Genomic DNA, 20,127 nt, shown 5'->3' with positions numbered 1-20,127 from the left:
ATATATCTCTATATTACCTCGCACTTCCTCACACTGTTCAATTTTCAAAGATCACTCCCGCCTCACAGGCGGCATTTATTATATTAGCACCTTAATTTCTTTTCGTCAACTCTTTTTTCGCTTTTGGTTGCATATTTTATATGAATATTCTTCCGACATTCGCATCTATCTATTATTTAGTTTATACCATTCAGTTATGGTAACTACCTGCCTCTTGCTTTCAACGATGGAGCTAATAACTTCATCAAAATAAGACTCCTTTAAGTCTATCTCCGCAATTTTCTTCGAATCGTCAGGTACAATTCTATGCATACAAAATATAATCAGTTTTTTATCTGAAAGAATATAATCTCTTATGTTTTTTTTAGTCATTCCATATAAAGATGCTCTCCCCAGTTCCAGCAATTTTGTCGTATCGCTTCCGGCATTAGTTGTCCTTGCAGTTAAGAAACCCTGTTCTTTCAATATTTTGATTACGCTGTCGTTATAACCGCCTTCCGGATAGGCAAAATGTTTGTATCCCTCATTTTTTGTAAAGCCATGTCCCGATATCCATGCCGAGCACCCGTATATTTCATCATAAGCCTTCTTAGTGCTTACCTTCGCAAGATTGACATGGTGCACAGTATGATTGCATATATCCCAGCCGCTGTTATACATTTCTTTCAAATTGTCCAGCGTCAATCGGTCTTCCCCGCCAATAAGAGAAGAGCAAATATATAGCGTCCCTTTAAACGTAAACGGTTTAAGTCTTTTATATGCTTTATATTGAGAGCTCCATCCATCATCGAATGTCAATATTATATATCTGCCATTATAATTTTGAGAGATTTCCTCAGCGATCTCTTGGGGAGCGTCTTTTCGAGGCGCGAAAATATTTATGATATGCTGCTTGAAGCTTAGCGGCAGCAACAAAAATATTAATCCCACAAAAGCTAAAATATAAACAAAATATATAATAAATAGTTTTAATTTGTTTTTCATATTTTTACCCATTAATTTATATTAATCGATCTTGACGATGTTCTGGTTTAATCTATAGTGTCCGGATGCATAATTCTTTGTAATTACTATATGGGGTTCAAATGTACTATTCCCCGGCACTATCCTGCCCGGCAATATGACAACTCCTACACCTAAATTTGAATTTTCCCTTATCCATGAACCTAGCTTTTCAAACCCGGTTTCCTCATACATTTCTCCATTCCAGGATTTTATAGTCTTTCTATCCAGCCTGTGATTTGATGTCCTTACCAAAGCTCCCATGTAAACCTCCCTTTCCACCAGTGAATCTCCTATATAACACAGAGGCCCGATGGTGGTTCCTTCCCTTATTATCGAATCTTTGATTTCAACCCCATAGCCAATCCTTACATTATCTTCAATTATCACATTTCCCCTGATGATTACTCCTGTGCCGATCATGCAATTATCGCCTATTATGATATTGCCTTTAAGCACTGCATCATCCGATATAAATGTATTTTCCCCGGCGCATGCCGGCCCTTTAAAATCATCTGTTTTTTCTTTTATGTCAATGTTCTCGCGCTGCTGCCTCCATTCATGCCACCATCTATATATCATCATATCTTCCCCCTGTATTATTTGGATGTATATTTTATATTCTTCGAATAATTTATATACACACGTATTATTTTTAATATCTTTTGACCTTTCTCCATCTTTCTTGATTGCCGGTAACCAAAGTTGGCAGTCCCCAGAACATCCAGCAGAAAAAAACGAGCAAAATTGTAAATATCGAAAAAGGCGAGTAAAGCATAAGCCACCATTTTTTGCCTTCTTTATATGCCGAATACGCTGAAGCAAACATCAAAATGACAAGCCACAGAGCCGTACCCTTTAATGCATTTAAATAACCCCATGTAAATGGCATAATAAACAGAATGATACCAAATATTCCAATAAGGAAATTAGGTAAAATAGTAGTCAATCCAAACCTTTTTAATAACAACTTCTTGTGAATTCTCATACAAGCCGCATAACCGCTTATCCATCTTCTCCACCGCCTTATATCATCAGCAAAAGTCGCCGCTTCCTGGCTGAAGACTATCGCCCTCGAAGATTGAGCTATTTTATATCCTCTTGAAATCAGCTCCCACGTTAAATCCATATCTTCTACACAAGTTCTGTCCGGAAACATGACGCTTTTTAAAACATGAGTCTTATACATACCTACGCTTCCCGAAACGCAAAATGGATACCCGCCAATTATCTCACCTCCGCATTTTCTAAATGTAGCGAAGAAAATTTTGACTGAAGCTCTAATTTTGCCAAAAAAACGAATATTGTTCAAATCCGAACCTGGTATCCCGGCAACTGCATCCGCCCCGTTTTCAAGCGTCTTTATAAGATATCCTAGACCTCTGTCATCTGGAATTCTTATGTCGGCATCCGTTAAGAACACCATATCCGACGTAATGAAGTTCAACCCTTTGTTTATCGCCCCGGCCTTCCCTGTATTCGACTGGGATATAATTATCAACTTCTCATTATATAGAGGCTTGAGCTGCTTTAATATTTCACCGGTCCTATCGGTTGATCCATCGTCCACTACTATGACTTTATCTATATATTTATTGTTTGCTAAATCTCCAACGGTTTTAGAAATAGTAATTTCTTCATTATATGCAGGTACAATAGCATCGATAGAATTGTATTTATCGGAGTATTCAATTTCACCTTTTCTTACAATTAACCAGATAACGAATGAAATCAGAAATGTTATAAAAATTATAGATCTTGGACTTGTCAGCATTCCAGGCAATGACATTCATTCACCTTCTTTGAAAAGATACTCATAAAACCATCTCCGAGAACCTTATTATCTCAAATGCTTCTGCTACGCCTTCATGGTAACGCCCCTGGTTGGCCCGCATCTTTGCAATCGAATAGATTGTTTCATAGTCAACATATGGCTTGTCTGCTTGTGATTCATGACATTTTATAGCTTTAACTTTAATGCCAAAATTGTCTAAATCGCATACTTTAAAATAGTTTGGTGAAAAGCCTGGCATAGTTGAAGGAGTTTCATAGCAGATGATTTTACGGATCTTAACGCTGTTAAATACCGCCATTGCGCATTCATATGTTACGACATGGTCCTGATGAAAATCATGGATGGAAGGTATGTAAACAACATCAGGGACATCCCCGATTACAGCATTTTTGATTTCTTCTATTATTTCATTCATATGATGAAAAAGCATCGTATCAGGAAAATCAAAAAAAATATTTTCTGCCTCCGGAGCCAAAATTTTAAAAGACTTGCATTCCTCGAGCACTCTATTTGAATTTACATTTCCGTTTCCCTTCTCCCCCCTTGTCAAAACCATTGTTTTTATTCTGTCATTTTTCAGATAGTGATCATGCATGCAGATTGCACATCCTAAATCTATATCATCAGGATGGGACCCTATAAATAATACTTTTTCTCCGCTCACAGTTATTTCACTCCTCTACTATATAGATAGTTTTTATCTATAGTCTCATATAAAATATGATTTTGTGTTTTCAATTATGCAAGTATAAAAGCGTACTATTTCATTTCTTAAAAATATTTTTCAAATAATTTATATTCACCGTGTAATTTAGTAAAAATACGTATAGTATACTATAACAAATGCGGCTGTGTTCACCACGGGGTATAGATAGGGTGCATATTTTATATTTGAAGAATATTTTCACCGCAATTGAAATGGAGATAGGATATATGAAGAAGAAATATATTTACGTCCAAATAACTCTTTTATTTGTTATATTTCTTTCTCCTCTATGCATAATCTCCTCTAAAAAGGACCTGTGGAATCATAATAACTATAAATCAAATAATGCTTATTCCGGAAATAAAAAGAATGAATCGATTTATCCTTCAAATGACTTACAGGATTCTATCAGTAAGGAACCTGCTAATAGCTCAAATAATATATCGGATTCTGAATTGAATGAAAAGGCAAAGTCCGGATGGAATCTGGCATGGAACGATGAATTTAACAGCAATGCTGTCGATGATAAATATTGGACTTTGCAAAATGGCGGAGATTTATGGGGGAACAATGAATTGCAGTATTATACGGATAGGGAAGAAAATTGTTATATTAAAGATGGAAAATTGATTATAAGGGGACTTAAAGAAGATTATAGAAATCATCAATATACATCTGCCAGAATAGTTACCAAGGAGAAACTCGAATTTTTATATGGCAAAATTGAAGTCAAAGCAAAATTTCCCGAAGGGAATGGACTATTTCCCGCTATCTGGCTTTTACCATGTGAAAACAATTATGGAGACGGGAAAAAAAACGGAGAAATCGACTTAGTGGAAATACTGGGCAATGATCCTGAAGTTATATATGGAGTTGCCCATTACTCTTTAAAAAATCAAAACAGATCATATAAAAGATACAGTGACGGCATTACAAACTTTTCCATGGGGTTCCACGTTTATTCTATTGAATGGAGCCCGCAGGAAATAAAATGGATGGTAGACGATAAAGCTTATTTTTCTCTAAACCTGATGAGAACTTTTGATAAAACATACAATCCATTTAATAAAAAAATGTATTTGATCATGAATCTCGCAATTGGCGGAAATTGGCCGGGTAATAACCTAGGCAAGACTACATTCCCTTCATATGTTGAAATCGATTATGTCCGCTATTATAAATGATTATCCGCCGGCTTTCATAAGCTATTTACGATCTCTTTAAATTTATTTCCTCTTTCCTCAAAATTCTTAAACATATCAAAACTTGCACATGCAGGAGACAAAATGACGACATCCCCGTTTTTCGCGCTCTGTTTGCATGATAAGACAGCATCTTTTAGTGTATTCGAATGCACTATGGGAATTTTTACGCCTGTTTTATCCATTTCCCTTTTGAATGCTTCCTCGATTTTTGGAGCCGTCACGCCTAAGAGAACAAGCCTCTTTACCCTTTTCATGCCTGCCTTGGCTAATTTGTCAAACGGTACTTTTTTATCATATCCGCCGGCTATGAGTATCACCTTGCCTTTAAATGAGCTTATGCTTGCAATCGTTCTTGTAGGGCTTGATCCTATAGAATCGTTATAATATTTTACTCCATCTATTTCCCTTACAAATTCTATCCTGTGTTCGACACCTTCAAATGTCGATGCAACCTTTTTCATGTTTTGAATGCTGCACAGGGAACTTACCGCTGAAAATGCCGCGAGCATATTCTCTATGTTATGCATACCGGGAAGTTTTACATCTTCCATACTGCATACAATATTTTCTCCGGATTGGTCGACAATTACAAGTTCCTTTCCCTTAAGATATGCCCCGGATTCAACCTTTTTCAATCTGCTGAAAAATTTAACGCTGCCTGCTGCTTCATTTTCCATATTCCGCGTTATATCGTTGTCAAGGTTAAGCACTAAAAGACTATTTTCATTTTGATGCCTGAATATATTCTTTTTCGCATCAATATATTCTTCCATGGATTTATGTATATCCATGTGGTTCGGGCTAAGATTGGTAACGACTGCGATATCCGGGCTTACATCCATCGTCATCAGTTGAAAGCTGGAAAGCTCAAGCACTACTTTGTCTTCCTTTTTAATCGATTCCAGTCTGTCGAAAAGCGGATTCCCGATATTCCCTCCGAGCCATACATTATATCCCTGCTCTTTCAACATATTGTATATTAAAGTAGTAGTTGTCGTCTTACCGTCGCTCCCCGTCACCCCTATAATCTGTGCCGGGCAATATTTCACGAACTCCTCCATCTCAGATGTGATATATACGCCATTTCGCCTTGCATGCACAAGCTCAGGTATATCATGCCTTAAGGAAGGAGTTTTGAATATCATATCAAAATTATCCAGCCCTTTGAGATAATCGTATCCAACCTTTAATTTAATGCCTTCCCCTTCAAGCTCGCCGCATATTTTCCCCAGGTCATTCCTATCCTTTTTATCGCATGCTGTAACATCCGCTCCAAGCTTTGCTATATATTTAATCAACGGCCTGTTGCTTATCCCTATTCCGATTACCGCAACTTTCTTTCCCCTTATCCCATCGATAAACTCTCTGAAGTTTTTGCTCATATATATACCCCCAAATCAACCGTTATCTTTTAATATTTTTTTAAACTTCAACAAATCCTTGTTGTATACTTCTTTTAAACTCATATTATATAATATGCTTGCAGGATGGTATAAAGGAAAAATATCATATCTACATTCTTCGATTAAAGTCCCATGGCACTTGCCGATAGTTATCTTATTGTCACCTGTAAGAGCTCTTAATGGCGTATTGCCAAGAGTAACCACTGTCTTTGGCCTTATAATATCCAGCTGTCTTTGCAAAAATGGAAGGCATAAGGCTATCTCATCCTTTTCAGGCGGCCTGTTGGAAAGCCTCAGAGTTTTCGGATTTATTTTAACTGGTCTGAACTTTACTGTATTTGTAATATATATATCCTCTCTTTTAAGGCCCAATATATCCAGAAACTCATCGAGATTTTTGCCGGCTGCCCCTGCAAACGGCCTTTTATATTTTATCTCTTTTTCACCCGGGGCCTCGCCTACAAGCGCTATATCCGCATCCGCATTTCCTTCCCCAAAAACAATTACCTTTTGCTCATCCGGGTACTTATTATTAACTGCTTCAATGCATTCATTCTCCACTGCATTCAATAATAATTCTTTTCCCATCTACATACCTTCCGTTTTAATAAAACTTTTATATTTATCCCTTATCTTTTTTAAGTCTTCCCATGCTTCTATTTTTTTATCAGGATCTCTCAAAAGTGCGGCAGGATGGTATGTAGCGATCATGTTAAAGCAGCCCTTTACGGTCCATATGCCTCTATCCCTTGTAATCCTGATATTTTCGTCTATTATGTATTTCCCTGCTGTCGCCCCAAGACATACGATTATCTTAGGCATGACTATTGCAACCTGATTTCTCAAATAAGGCAGGCATGCTGCAGCTTCCTCAGGATAGGGCACTCTGTTATTGGGCGGTCTGCATTTCACTATGTTTGCGATATATACATCCTGCCTCTTTAAACCTATGGACTCTATCATTTTTGTAAGAAGCTGCCCGGCTCTCCCGACAAAGGGCCTTCCCTGCATATCCTCGTCATGGCCGGGTCCCTCGCCCACAAACATGATAATCGACCTTACATTGCCTTCGCCGAAAACAACATTCGTCCTTGTTTTGCAAAGATTGCATTTTTCACATTCCATACAAGCCTTATACAAATTATTATAACTTAACATATCATCAACCCTTGAATATTATATACCAAAAATTATACTTTAGTTAAGCCTGATTCACTTAACAGGCGCACGTTTTACATTCGAATAATATATATACACGTTCACTCAATGGATACATTTATTTCAATTCTTCACTCGAATTCGACACATATATTAGCCAGGCTAAACGGAGATACATCAAACAAAATTTTATTGCCTTCAATTACTATGCCATTCAAATTTTTCAACGGAATTTCATTTATATCCACAAAATATGCCGCTTTCGGCTCTTTGAAAAAGCCAACTGCAACATCCGTGCTCTTCCCTTCAGTCTCATATACCCTTAGTATGAATCTGTTATCGTTTGTTTTTTCCTCGGCCATCTTTAATGCGGATAATGCCACGCTGCCCTTTTGGATTCTCATAAAGCTCTTTGTTAAAGGATACTTTCCGCTATGGGTAGTGCCTGAAATTACATTTAATGGATGGTTGTAATTATATCCATATTTTATTAAATCTTTGTTTGAACAATTCCTTACCAAATTTATTGCAAAGGAAAATTTATGCGGACCGAATTCAGGATATGGATCAGGTCCGTGCGTTCCCCTTATAAGAGAAATCGACATGGAATTATCAAAGCACCTGAAACCACTCTTCGAATCTGTTATAAGCATCACCGAACTCTTATCCTTTTCCCTGCGATCGGCATAAGCGAAACTATTTGCAGGAACATCACCGTTTATCTCACCTCTCTCTATTGTACCTATGGGTACATCATATTTATAATATTTGCAACCATATTTAAACGGCAGGTAGAAACTGAGCTGAGGCACACTTTTTGTTTTGCTCCCCACTTCATGGAAATCGCATTCAACGTCATAGTTCAACATTGTGCTATCTAAATCAAGGGATACCGTAACCTTTAGCGCAGAATCATTAAACTCCATTTCATATGATATAGACTTTCTGATACTATCCGATAAATAACGCACCCGTTTAACCTTTACATTATCTGTGATCTCTTTTATATCCATGTATGAGCCTATAACCCATGCGCTTCCGCCTTTGCTTGAGTCTTCCTGTATCAGCCTGAAAATTCCTGAATGTCGGCTTTTGTCTATAAATTCCTCGCCGGTTGTTTTATCCACCAATGATTTTATAGAACCATTATACGGGCTGAATACAGCTCTAATGAGATTGTTTTCAAGGGTATAATCTGTAAGTCCGTAATTTGCCTCGGTCCTCACTGGAAATGGTTCGGCATATTTCTTACTGTAATCGCCCCCTTCGGTCATTATATATGTAGCATAGCCACAGGCAGGTACCTTAGCTTTTATCAAAATTCTTATATATTCATGTCCCCAGAATTTATTTATGCCATAATCTAAAATCTGGTACTCCATAGCATTTCCATCTTTATCCTTAAATATAATCTTTTCCCTGTTGCCTTTAAAATCCCATACGACGATTTCAAAAGCCTCGTCCCTCTCATATGGAGCAGTATTGAATACATGGAATATCCTCGTTCTCCCTCTGCCTCTCTCATATTGTGATATTTTAAAATCCGATATCCCATATCCTGCTCCCGCACCTTCAGAAATATTCTCATATGCAGGATCTTCTTTTGTTATGAGTTTCGAAGTATCTATATTGTCTGCAAGATTTACAATGGCATTGCTTCTTTTTGTATTTGCAATGGCCATAACTTCCTGAAAATTGCCCATGACATGTTCCCTCGTTTCAAGAACCCCTGAGCCCGGTATTATGTCATGGAACTGTCCAAAGAGAACATGCCTCCATGCCTCTTCAAAGCTTTTACTATAATACTTTGCCCCTGTAGAAAGAGTAGAAATACTGCTTAATATCTCAGCTTCATTTAATGTATTTTCAGATTTTCTGTTGGCCATTTTTATTCTTGACTGCGATGTATAACATCCTGTAAATATAAAGTTTAATTCTTCCTTAACTTCCGGAAGTTTATCCTTTAACTTCTCAAGCTCTTTAAAATATTCCAGGAAAGTGCCGAATTTAATCTGCGGAAATACAGGCCATTTATCCATATCGATTATCGATTCGATATCCCTTCTTGTAGGGCCGCCGCCATGGTCGCCGACACCATAAAGCTTCAGCATTGTATGTATATTATACATATTGCAAAACTCAGGGACATATAAAGCCGTATATGGTAATATCTGACCGTTATACCATATAGGCTCCCTGTATGCTATGACATATTTGCCGGACGGTGCCGTCCATTTATATATATTTTTGCCGTTATACCCTCTGCAGTGATAATAATATTTCACCCCGCCATTTACGAGCACTTCGGGTACGGTTATGCTATGCCCGAATGTATCCGGCTCAAAGTCAAGCTGCATATCATCCATTTTTATATCAAGCAGTTTTGAAAGATACCTTTTAGTATACAGTGTCTGCCTTACAAGGCTTTCGCCATTCGGTATGTTTTTATCATTTTCAACCCATGTGGACGCAGTTACCTCCCATCTTCCCTCTTTTACCTTTCTTCTTATTTCATCAAGCATTTCCGGATTATATTTTTCAATGATCGCATATACGGAAGCCTGTGACTGCGAAAACTTAAAATCCGGGTATTCCCTCATCAGATTAAGAACGGTCCTGAAAGTATCTATCGTAACGGAAACAGTCTCATTCCACGGCCACATCCAATTCATATCGATATGGGAATGGCCCGCACATATCATTTTATATTTTTTCGCCTCTGATGATAGAGGCTTCAGCATTTCTTCGGCCTTCAATGCAGCAGACTTCGTTATAGCCCCCTCATCGGCCACTTGCTGCGTAAGGTACAAAATGGCGGGCTCAATTGAATTATCATATTTATTATTATTTATTTTCGAAAGCCTTATTGCATATTCTATTTCCGCTATTATCCTCTCGCACCAGTAGAAACGCTTTCTGCCTGTAAATTGATTGACATCAAGATAATCGATATTTGGTTTATCCCAGAGCATATCCGGTATATGTTCTTTTAATGCCTCTAACTTTACATCAACATTTCTTCTCAATCAAATCATCCCTTTCCATTGATCCTATGATATGGGTACATATACATTATTCGAAGAATATATATGCACTTTTCATTGCTTACTATTATATATGAAGAGATGTACTTAGTACATCCCTTCAAAATACAGGAATTATTTAGACCTTTTTACTTCAGGCTGATACTTATCATGCTGTCTCATGTGCATTTAAGCACCCATTCTTATATAGTAAAAAAATTTATCTAATATTAAATTGTACCATTTATTTTTTATTATCACCCTGCCATGCGTTTATAAGCGTCTGAGCGTCCGCATTTAAAACAGATTTAGCCTTATCAGAGACGCTGCGGCTTAAGGCCGGATTATTCAGATGCTTTACAAAATCCTGCATGTGCCTTGCTGCTTTATCCTCTCTGTTCATATGAAGCTGGTGCTCAACCTGTGCGATGTTGTTTAAAAGCTGTGCTATCAGCGGCATCTTCAGATCTTTAGATATTTTATAGCGGCCTATTAATTTTCTCATCGATTCTATACTAGTTGTAACATTAAATTTTAATGAACTCTCAAGCACATTCCCCGCCATATCCTTTATAACGACATCTGCCGTCCAGCTTCCAGACATGCCCGCCATATCTATATCGATGCTTTCCCGTGTTTTAGGACCGATAGTGTAAACCTTTCCTCCGATATGAACTTTGGCTGATAGGATGTTTGACAAATTGTCCCATACCCTGAAAGTTAAGGGCATATAATCATCGAATGAATCTCCATCTTTTAAAACCCTTCGATTTGCGGTCAGGGTAAATGACGGGAGATTGCTCGTTTCTATTTTTATTCCCTTCGATATATTTCCTGACAAATCAACGGCTTTTATTCCAATCGTATAATGGGCATCTGCTTTAAGCCCTGTTATGGTTGCAGTCTGTATGCCCCTATCGGCATTTACCATATCACCGATCTGTTCTCCATTTTTAGATACGGTTATCTGTACTTTTTTTGCATCGATGTCATAGGGCCCATCCCAGAATAATTGAATTCCGCCATCGTTTCTTATAACCTGTACGTTTTGTACATCTCCAGGCGGAACATTATCGGGCTCCGGTGCTGGTGGAGTTACAGGGGCGGTAAATACACCCGGGTCGCCAAATGTGAACTTATCAAGGTTAAACAGCCAACTGCTTCCTTTAAACAGCAAGTAAACTACATGTTTTCCATTTACACTGGCCGTTACATCAGCCGATGACACCGTAAAGTTCTGCCATCCTCCTGTTCCCGGCACATTGCATATAGCTATTACAGGCCCGTTAATGCCGTCAATTCTCGCTTCTATTGTCCCGCCGCTGGTGGCACTGGCCGCATTAACATAAAACTTGGCAGGACTTGTTGCCCCAAAATCAATATAATTATACATGGCATATGGATTATTGGATCCGTTTATTCCGGCCAGATACTTCTGTCCTCCCCCGTTCTCCGTGCCAAAACCTGTGCCTGCCGTGTAATTCTCCGCTTCAATTTTGCCATATGCATCCCTGTTTACACCTTTTACTGTAGTAAATGTAAACCAATCCAGATTGCATGGATAGTCGCTATTGTTTTTCCCTCTGAAAATCAGGTATACGTTATGTACCCCTTTAGCTTGTGAATCATCTATATTGGTCAGTATATCGGTCCAGTCATTCCAGTTTCCAAGGGCGGGAATATCAACTGTACCTACAATCGAACCATCAATGCTGTCAAGTTTCACATCGATGAATCCACCCTGATTGCCGCTTTGTACATGCACTGTAATGCCTGCAGCACCGGATCCGAAATCGATCCCCCTATATCCCGCATAGGCATTATTGTGAATTCCTTTTAAAAAGTTCCATGTCTCATCCCTGGACAATCCCGAGCTTTCGCTAAAATTTCCGGATTTAAGTCTGGTATAGGCATCGGTTCTTGTAGGATCGCTTTTAGTAAATTTAAACCAGTTAAGATTAAATAGATATTGGTCATTTGTCCTGGTGAAGACAAGATATACATCATGTATTCCAGTAGTATTTGTTATGACAGTATCGGCATCTGTAAAATTGCTCCAGCTACCTGTACCCTGGACATTGCTTGTGCCTATCAATGTTCCTGTCAAAGAATCCAATCTGATCTCGATATTTCCTCCACCGGTTTCGCTGGCCGCTCTTGCTATAAAACCATTTGCCCCGTCTGTTCCGAAGTCCACATTTTTATAGACAGCATAATATCCGGATTGTATTCCTCCCAGTTGAAGAGTGCCTTCATTGCAGCCCTCTATCCCGACTCCATATGCCGCATCATAATTCTCTGCCTGTATTGCATTATATGGATTTTTCGATATATTGTCATCTACTGTAACATCCTGTGGCTTTATCACATTCAAGGCTTCTACTGCAGCAGCAGACGACCATGACTGGTAAGTTCCTGAAATCAGCTTCCCATTCCAGTTTCCATCTATAATATTTTCAGAATTTCTGTTATTCCATGCTGTCTGAACATTAGTTGCAATCCATTCATTGAGTTCTTGGGCAAATTCGGCATAATTACTCTCGTCCCTTTTGTCTAAGGCTTTCTGAAGCATCGCCAGATTGCGGACAAGTATCGTCTTTCCGCCCTTTAAATCTCCATTTCCGCCTTCATAGTTCAGTATTCCATTGGCATCGACGAGACTATTTTTTGTATACTTTGTTGCTTTGACAGCGTCGTCAAGGTATACCGTATTGCCTGTAATGTTATACAGCCCTACTGCCGACCCTATAAAAGTACCCTGGTTATAATGTGTTGAATCGGTGCAGACACCGTTGACTACTTCTATACGATCATAAACTTTCCCATTTCCATCCGTAAGCATAGTCTTTCCCCATCTGTATATTTTTTCAGCAGCATCCAGGTAATGTGCATTTTTTGTAATATTATACAAATATACCGCAGCCTCAGCTGCCGGAAAGTTTATACATGCGTTCTTCGTGGAATGATCGCTGTTCTGCCACCAAATTCCGCCGTTTAAAAAACTGCCGTCCCATTGTGTATCGTAGACAAAATCGAAATGTTTTATTGCCTGATCTATGTACTTCTGTTCGCCTGTTAATTGATATGCCCTTGCACTTGCCATGGCCCACCACATTATGTCATCATTGAAATGATTATTTGTCCAGTCAGAACCATATTTTTTTACAGTTCCATCATATACCTGATCTATCTGGGCCCTTAACTTAGACTTTAAATCCTGATTTGAAGTATTGATATACGCATCCATTACCATTTCCCAGAGTTCTGCTTCCACCCAAAAACCTTGATAGTTGTTTCCATGGTTTGTATCGTTCCAAAAGTATTTAGCATCCGGGTCCCAAAACTTATTATTGAACGATCTCATTGCATTCTCAACATCAGACAATGTAAACGCATTCGTTTTTACAGGATGTGTCATCGGTACAAAGGTAAATACTAAAGTCAGACATAAAGTCAAAGATAATAATCTTGAAATTCTATATCTTTTCCCGCGCATTATATCCTTTACCTCCTGTTAATATTATTCATAAAATTCGCCCACTCCTAAATTCCAGTTGAATTATTTAATTTAAAAGTGGACGAATCATTTAGAAATATTTACTACTTATTAGAGTTTATTACATTGTTGATATTTTTAACTACCGTGTCTATAGTAGATATATCTTTTTTGCTCTCAAGTATATCATTCCAATCTGTTCCTGTAAATTTATTGGCATCACCGGCCCATGTTGTCAAGAAACGAATCGGCTGCTTATTTGAAGTCTTTAACATGGAATCGATAGAATCTGCCAGCTCCTGATGACCTACTGATTTAACTTTTTCATAATAGGGCTGCGCCGAAGGTTCATATGCCGGAGGAGCAACTGGTGTCTGAGGAAGAATTTTCTCATACATTGTTGAATCCATAAACTTTAATAACTTCCAGACCAATTCAGGATTTTTTATGCTCTTTGGACTTGCCCAGCCTACACTATCAAACATAACAGATTTCTGTACTGTTCCTGCCGGTGCAGGTGCAAATCCCCACTTAAGGTTCTTGGCGTTACGAATCAGATCATCAGCTTCCCACTGGCCATACCACAACATTGGAACTTTACCCTGAGCAAAAGCCGAGTTGATATTGTCTTCCTTATACGAAGGAGGTGTAATAGCGCCCTTCTTTATATAATTCTGTAATGTTGTAACTACTTCTTTAAACTTATCATCTGCCATAACCTTTGTAGGATTCTGAAGATTATCGCAAAATGGCTGTCCGCCGTTACCTACAGACATCGTTGCTATATTAAATGGGTCCATTGCCAAGTTATATAAACCGTATGTGTGTACGCCGCCTGCATCTGATTTTAGCTTGTCGGCAAGCTCAAACAAATCGTTCCATGTCCATCCGTCTTTCGGTTCCTGAACATTGGCTTTTGCCAGTAAATCTTTGTTGTAAAATACTCCATACACGTTAAGCAATCCTGGCAGTCCTATTACTTTGCCATTTTGCTTCCACAGATTATATACTCCTGGATAGAAACCCTGTGTAAATGCCGAGTCACTACTCACTTCCTTTGTAAAATCATAAGTAGTACCTTTCGCAGACATCTGAAGAGCCATATCCTGTCCGCACTGGAAAATATCAGGTGCTGTTTTTGAAGAAATCATAGCATTTAACTTCTGTCCATAGTCTCCTATAGGTGTCGGTATCTGTTTTACAGTAACTCCTGGGTTCTGGCTTTCAAATGTTTTTATTGCCTCAGTCATCAATTTATTCATATCGGTACTTTCCCAGTCCAAATAAGTTAATGTAACATTCTTCGTGCCCGTACCGCCATTATTTGCTGAGTTCTTGCCACAACCTGCCAATGATGTTACAATAAGCGCAGATACTAATGCCAATGACATAAACTTTGTTATCTTTTTCATTAAAATACCCTCCCATATATAACAATTTTTCTTGCAAATTTTGATGCCCAAAAGTTTAAACTATTACCTCCTTTCAAAAATAGTTTATTAAAACTTACTTTATGCCAGATGCATTCATAGAGCCCAACCCTTGCATAAAATAATTTTGAGCTAAGAAAAATATTACCAACATAGGAATCATGTAAACCAGATCTGCCGCCATAAACAGGTTCCAATGCGTACCGTAATTTCCACTCATGAATTGACCCATTGCCAACGACAAAGTCCATTTTTTCGGGTCAACTATATAAACTAGCGGAGTCATGTAATCGTTCCATGCACCCTGAAACGCCATAACCGCCATAGTCGCAATCAAAGGCTTGCACATAGGAACAAGTACCTTTGTGAGTACCTGCAAATGACTGGCACCATCCATCTTGGCTGCTTCATCATATGAATATGGAATAGTACTCATAAACTGTCTGGTCAAAAACGTATAAAAAGGATTCCCAAGAAAAGCAGGAATTATTAAAGGCCACCATGTATTATATAATCCGATGGAACTATAAATATGGAATACAGGTATCAACGAAACCATACCTGGAAGCATCATACTTCCTATTATCAGGTAAAACCATAATTTACGGCCTGGAAATCTGATTCTGGAAATAGCATATCCAACCGATAGAGAACTTAATATCTGGCCTACGACGCAAAGTACCGCAATTATCATAGTATTTGAAAATCTGCTCCAGAAATCTATCTGTATAAGTCCGGTCGCAAAGTTCGAAATCTGAAATTCTTTCGGAATCCATTCCGGCGGTATGGCAAAGACCGAATTATTGTTTTTCAATGCTGTCGATAGCATCCAGAGTAAAGGAAGAACCATCGGTATAGCAAATATTATCAGCACTATATAACGAATTATTTTAGAGCTTAAAGATCTTTTTTTGAAACTTCTTCTATTTTTAACTGGCATCGATATATCCATTTCCCCATCCCCCCTTACTTTCTAAAGCTATCATTTTCATAATAGACATATTGCTCTGAAAATCTAAATATTAAGATAGTAAATATCATGATTATTACAAATAACACCCAAACTTCTGCAATAGCACGGCCAAATTTATTGTCGACAAAGGCGGTCTGATATATATCATATGAAATCAAGTAGGTCGAATAATTCGGCCCTCCCTTTGTAAGTATCGCCGCTTCGTTAAATGATTGGAAAGCCCCGATCATTCCGGTAATAAGCTGCATAAATACAATGGGAGTTATCATCGGGAAAGTAACATTCCAGAATTTTCTAAACCAGGATGCACCATCTATTTCAGCTGCCTCGAAAACATCCGCAGGAATCGATTGCAGGCCGCTCAGAAATATTATCATCGTTCCGCCAACTCCCCAGAACTTGACAAGTCCTATGGAAAGCAGTGCTGTCTTAGAGCTTTCCAGCCATGGCACTGGAGGAAGATGAACCAACCTCAATAGATTGTTCAACAATCCATAATCGCTTTTAAAAATAAACAACCACAAAACCAATGCGGCCACTGAAGGCAGAACTACAGGCAAATAGTACATAGTCCTGAATACTTTAATCCCGGGAATATTCTTATTTAACAATAAAGCAAGGAGTAAACCTAAAATCAGCGAAATAGGAACTGTATAAATTACATACAAAAACGTTACCTCGAGTGACTTAAAAAATGTCGGATCAGTCTTGAATATAAAAGCAAAATTTTTGAGACCGACAAACTTAGGTGGCAGAAGCCCATCCCATTCCGTTAATGCATAATAAATAGAAGTTAGAAGCGGATACCCGACATACAGGGAAAATCCAATAATCGTTGGGATCATAAATAAATAACCTACCAGTGCCTCATGCTTTGCCATTTTTGATTTAAATTTACCTTTTTTAATAGTCTTCGTGCTGGATTCAGACTCCATTTAATACCCCTCCTATCATTTCTAATTTAATATTGCTAATTTATATATTAGTTCTCCAAATAAACTGTTGGCCCATCCAAACCACGGCCTGGTGTATTTATTAGGGTCATTCGCATCAAAGCCTTCGTGCATAAAGCCCGTACCGGCATCCGTATTCTCAAGTATTTTTATTATTGTAGCAATCTCTTCATCAGATGTGGATGTCAATGCCTGCATAATCAACGATAAATGCCATATATATCTCCGAGGTGTATGAGAACTTCCTATTCCTCTTGCATATTTTCCTTTATAATAATAAGGATTATTACAGCTTAAGATAAATTTCCGCGTGTTTTTGTATACAGGATCATCTGCTTTAGCATACCCTATATATGGTATGGATAATAAGCTTGGACAATTTGAATCATCAATAAGATTGTAGTTTCCGTAACCGTCTGTTTCATAAGCATATATTTTCCCGTAATCTTTATGCTCATATATTCCATAATTCTTAATGCCCATGTCTATCTGATCTTTTAATGTCTTAGCTGATTCTTCAATGGCGTAATCCTTATATACATCTCTTGATATTTCTTCAATGTATCTAAGTACAACTACTGCAAACATATTTGACGGTATAAGATACCCGAACTTGCAGGCATCGTCGCTCGGCCTGAATCCTGACCATGTCATACCAGTAACTTTTACGGGACCTCCAAGACCTTTATTTTCTAAAGTGTCCGTTTTAGAACGATTTAGCCTTTGAAACCTGTATTTGGAGTTTTTTACATGATCCTGTTCTGTTTTCCATAACTTGATTATTGTCTTAATGGCTTTTTTATATTGAGCATCAAATATGCTGATATCGCCGGTCTCTCTCCAGTAAAGATATGATAACTGTATCGGATAGCATAATGAATCTATCTCATATTTGCGCTCCCAAGCCCATGGGTTCTGTTCAGTTATATCATCGATATGGCCCTGCCCATTAGCGGTCTCATTAAAAGCATTAGCATAAGGATCAATATTTATATACATTATCTGTCTCTTTATTAATCCATAAATCATGGACTTTAATACAGAATCACAGGATATAAGAGGAATATAATGTTTAACTTGAGTAGTCGAATCCCTTAACCACATGGCAGGTATATCGCCTGTAATAATATAAGTCGATCCATCTTGTTCTTTTTTTGTAGCCGTTATTAATGTATTTGGAAAGCAATTTTTAAATATTTTACATATTTTTTTCCTATCTTTGAATTTTGAATCGATTTTTTCAATGGTTTCTTCTATAGATGCAGGAATCATTTAAATAAAGCTCCTTTTAAGAATAGTATATTGTTTGTATTATATTATAATATTTATATTTGTTTATCTTTAGTAACTATATTATATATAACATTTATTACATTGTCAATATGATAATTCATAAGATTAAAATTTTATTTTATCGTCAGAAAAGTCCATTAAAGATGTACATAATTGTATCATCTACATTTCTTAGCAATTAAAGCATGATTGTTTTATATAATAACCATGTTTTATTATGCGATTTATATATGATATATCAATATATCATATATAAATCGCATAATAAAAGGATGCTAAGCTTTACCTCGCACCCTTTTGATCAATCATATAAAATTTATTTAATTTGCAGTTCTAAATTTAATATAAACAAATTTATGTTTTTTTTAAACGATTGCATCCAAACTATTAAAATGTAAATATATAAACTTTCAGTTTGACTAATCCAAGATACTTTTTGTCGATTTCCCAATTATAAGATCCGTACCGAGTATTACCTTATCGCTAACAGTGCTGTCATTCAATTGTTTAAGGAATAGCTGAAATGCCTGGACTCCCATTTTTTCTTCATTCTGCTGGATATGTGTAAAAAAACAATCCTCCAAGACATCCGACGGACTATCAAAACATAATATCGATATATCATCAGGAATACGCTTGCCCAGCGATTTGACTGCTTTTAAAACCAGCAGGGCAAGATTATATTCAATCACAAAAAAACAAGTTATCTGAGGATTTTTGATGATTAAATTTTTAATATTCTCAACATCCTTTTGTAAATTAGCCTTATCCCTTGTCCTTGGTATCGTACTTACTAAATTAGTAATCCACAGGCTTTCATCAATTGCTACACCCTTTTCGGCATGGCTTCTTATAAAACCATCTTTTCTGTCCTCTATTGTAGATGTATTTGTCATAGGTGGAGAAACAAAACTTATATTTTTATGGCCTAAATCTATCAAATAATCTGTGGCTTTTTTAGCTGCATTTACATTATCAGATCCCACAAAGGCAGCTGGAATCCCTTTCAAATATCTGTCAATAACAACTACAGGAAAACCGTCCAAAACCAGTCTGACCAATTTAGGATTATAATTTTCACCATGGGCAGGCATAATTATTATCCCATCTACTCCAAGCTGTGTTAATTCATCTATAGCCTTTTCCTCTAACTCCTGCCTGCTATATGAAAAATAAGGAATAATGAAACAATCATTTTCGTAAGCTTCCTTCTGAATACTTAAAAACAATCTCATGCCATATGAGCTGGAAAAATCGGGTATAATAACTCCAACAATAATTTTTTTGCAAGCCTCTTTTTTACCCTTATTATTCTGCTCTGATATTTTATTATCATTATTTTCGATAACAAAAGAACCTTTGCCAGGCATTCTTAATATATACCCATCGTTAGCCAACATTTCAAGTGCCTTCTTGCTTGTTATCCTGCTAACACTAAACTCTTCTGCAAGTTCTTTTTCAGATGGCAGCCTGCTTCCACCATCATATTTACCGTTTTTTATTCCATCAAGCAACATATCATATATTTTTAAATATAATGGCTGGTTCATTTCATTCATATTAGCGCTCCCCCATATGTCCATATTCTTAAACGACATAATATATGATATATCATTTATATATGATATGTCAACGCAAAAAACAACAAAAGCCTCAACAGAATCTGTTGAAGCTTTTGAAAGAAATATGG

Annotated in this window: 15 protein-coding genes; 1 reads left to right on the top strand and 14 read right to left on the bottom strand. The window is 37.3% G+C overall.

The window, feature by feature from the left end:
• Positions 1 to 165: 165 nt before the first annotated feature.
• The 4 genes from QME45_11845 to QME45_11830 all read right to left on the bottom strand — a co-directional run bounded on the left by QME45_11845 (position 166) and on the right by QME45_11830 (position 3,461).
• Positions 166 to 915 carry a polysaccharide deacetylase family protein gene (locus QME45_11845; protein MDI6619344.1) on the bottom strand — a complete coding sequence of 250 codons (750 nt, stop codon included), beginning with the start codon at positions 913 to 915 and terminating at the stop codon, positions 166 to 168.
• 90 nt (positions 916 to 1,005) lie between these two features.
• Complete coding sequence (locus tag QME45_11840) at positions 1,006 to 1,587, bottom strand: hypothetical protein (GenBank protein MDI6619343.1); 582 nt, start codon at positions 1,585 to 1,587, stop codon at positions 1,006 to 1,008.
• 70 nt (positions 1,588 to 1,657) lie between these two features.
• On the bottom strand, positions 1,658 to 2,791 hold the full coding sequence (locus QME45_11835; GenBank protein ID MDI6619342.1) for a glycosyltransferase family 2 protein: 1,134 nt from the start codon (positions 2,789 to 2,791) through the stop codon (positions 1,658 to 1,660).
• A gap of 25 nt (positions 2,792 to 2,816) precedes the next feature.
• A complete protein-coding gene (locus tag QME45_11830; GenBank protein MDI6619341.1) occupies positions 2,817 to 3,461 on the bottom strand; it encodes a PIG-L deacetylase family protein in 645 nt (214 codons plus the stop codon).
• A gap of 269 nt (positions 3,462 to 3,730) precedes the next feature.
• Here QME45_11830 and QME45_11825 point away from each other — a divergent pair, with 269 nt between their 5' ends.
• A complete protein-coding gene (locus tag QME45_11825; protein MDI6619340.1) occupies positions 3,731 to 4,687 on the top strand; it encodes a glycoside hydrolase family 16 protein in 957 nt (318 codons plus the stop codon).
• A gap of 14 nt (positions 4,688 to 4,701) precedes the next feature.
• On the opposite strand, the gene murD is transcribed toward QME45_11825, so the two are convergent.
• The 10 genes from murD to QME45_11775 form a co-directional block, all read right to left on the bottom strand.
• Positions 4,702 to 6,090, bottom strand: a complete 1,389-nt coding sequence (gene murD, locus QME45_11820) for a UDP-N-acetylmuramoyl-L-alanine--D-glutamate ligase (GenBank protein ID MDI6619339.1) — start codon at positions 6,088 to 6,090, stop codon at positions 4,702 to 4,704.
• A gap of 15 nt (positions 6,091 to 6,105) precedes the next feature.
• Positions 6,106 to 6,699, bottom strand: coding sequence for a uracil-DNA glycosylase (locus QME45_11815; GenBank protein ID MDI6619338.1), 594 nt, complete (start codon positions 6,697 to 6,699; stop codon positions 6,106 to 6,108).
• Positions 6,700 to 7,269 carry a uracil-DNA glycosylase gene (locus QME45_11810; GenBank protein MDI6619337.1) on the bottom strand — a complete coding sequence of 190 codons (570 nt, stop codon included), beginning with the start codon at positions 7,267 to 7,269 and terminating at the stop codon, positions 6,700 to 6,702.
• Between the two features lie 131 nt (positions 7,270 to 7,400).
• On the bottom strand, positions 7,401 to 10,295 hold the full coding sequence (locus QME45_11805; GenBank protein ID MDI6619336.1) for a glycoside hydrolase family 38 C-terminal domain-containing protein: 2,895 nt from the start codon (positions 10,293 to 10,295) through the stop codon (positions 7,401 to 7,403).
• A gap of 241 nt (positions 10,296 to 10,536) precedes the next feature.
• A complete protein-coding gene (locus QME45_11800; protein MDI6619335.1) occupies positions 10,537 to 13,788 on the bottom strand; it encodes a carbohydrate-binding protein in 3,252 nt (1,083 codons plus the stop codon).
• 104 nt (positions 13,789 to 13,892) lie between these two features.
• The gene (locus QME45_11795; GenBank protein ID MDI6619334.1) at positions 13,893 to 15,200 is read right to left on the bottom strand and encodes a sugar ABC transporter substrate-binding protein; all 1,308 of its coding nucleotides are present in this window, start codon (positions 15,198 to 15,200) and stop codon (positions 13,893 to 13,895) included.
• 94 nt (positions 15,201 to 15,294) lie between these two features.
• Positions 15,295 to 16,170, bottom strand: a complete 876-nt coding sequence (locus QME45_11790; protein MDI6619333.1) for a carbohydrate ABC transporter permease — start codon at positions 16,168 to 16,170, stop codon at positions 15,295 to 15,297.
• Between the two features lie 14 nt (positions 16,171 to 16,184).
• Positions 16,185 to 17,126: a sugar ABC transporter permease gene (locus QME45_11785; protein MDI6619332.1), complete on the bottom strand. Its 942-nt coding sequence runs from the start codon at positions 17,124 to 17,126 to the stop codon at positions 16,185 to 16,187.
• A gap of 21 nt (positions 17,127 to 17,147) precedes the next feature.
• Positions 17,148 to 18,416, bottom strand: a complete 1,269-nt coding sequence (locus QME45_11780; protein MDI6619331.1) for a glycoside hydrolase family 125 protein — start codon at positions 18,414 to 18,416, stop codon at positions 17,148 to 17,150.
• 440 nt (positions 18,417 to 18,856) lie between these two features.
• The coding region (locus tag QME45_11775) for a GntR family transcriptional regulator (protein MDI6619330.1) at positions 18,857 to 20,127 on the bottom strand (1,271 nt) is incomplete at its 5' end.

Source organism: Clostridiales bacterium (assembly GCA_030016385.1).
Classification (GTDB): Bacteria; Bacillota; Clostridia; order Clostridiales; family Oxobacteraceae; genus JASEJN01.
The sequence above is the reverse complement of the archived record's forward strand: the minus strand, read 5'-3'. Positions and strand labels throughout refer to the sequence as shown.

Excerpts from the sequence above, each read along its gene's own strand:
- QME45_11800 (MDI6619335.1), bottom strand. The coding sequence starts at position 13,788 with ATGCGCGGGAAAAGATATAGAATTTCAAGATTATTATCTTTGACTTTA.
- QME45_11825 (MDI6619340.1), top strand. The coding sequence starts at position 3,731 with ATGAAGAAGAAATATATTTACGTCCAAATAACTCTTTTATTTGTTATA.
- QME45_11810 (MDI6619337.1), bottom strand. The coding sequence starts at position 7,269 with ATGTTAAGTTATAATAATTTGTATAAGGCTTGTATGGAATGTGAAAAA.
- QME45_11790 (MDI6619333.1), bottom strand. The coding sequence starts at position 16,170 with ATGGATATATCGATGCCAGTTAAAAATAGAAGAAGTTTCAAAAAAAGA.
- QME45_11795 (MDI6619334.1), bottom strand. The coding sequence starts at position 15,200 with ATGAAAAAGATAACAAAGTTTATGTCATTGGCATTAGTATCTGCGCTT.
- QME45_11815 (MDI6619338.1), bottom strand. The coding sequence starts at position 6,699 with ATGGGAAAAGAATTATTATTGAATGCAGTGGAGAATGAATGCATTGAA.
- QME45_11835 (MDI6619342.1), bottom strand. The coding sequence starts at position 2,791 with ATGTCATTGCCTGGAATGCTGACAAGTCCAAGATCTATAATTTTTATA.
- QME45_11840 (MDI6619343.1), bottom strand. The coding sequence starts at position 1,587 with ATGATGATATATAGATGGTGGCATGAATGGAGGCAGCAGCGCGAGAAC.
- murD (MDI6619339.1), bottom strand. The coding sequence starts at position 6,090 with ATGAGCAAAAACTTCAGAGAGTTTATCGATGGGATAAGGGGAAAGAAA.
- QME45_11780 (MDI6619331.1), bottom strand. The coding sequence starts at position 18,416 with ATGATTCCTGCATCTATAGAAGAAACCATTGAAAAAATCGATTCAAAA.
- QME45_11785 (MDI6619332.1), bottom strand. The coding sequence starts at position 17,126 with ATGGAGTCTGAATCCAGCACGAAGACTATTAAAAAAGGTAAATTTAAA.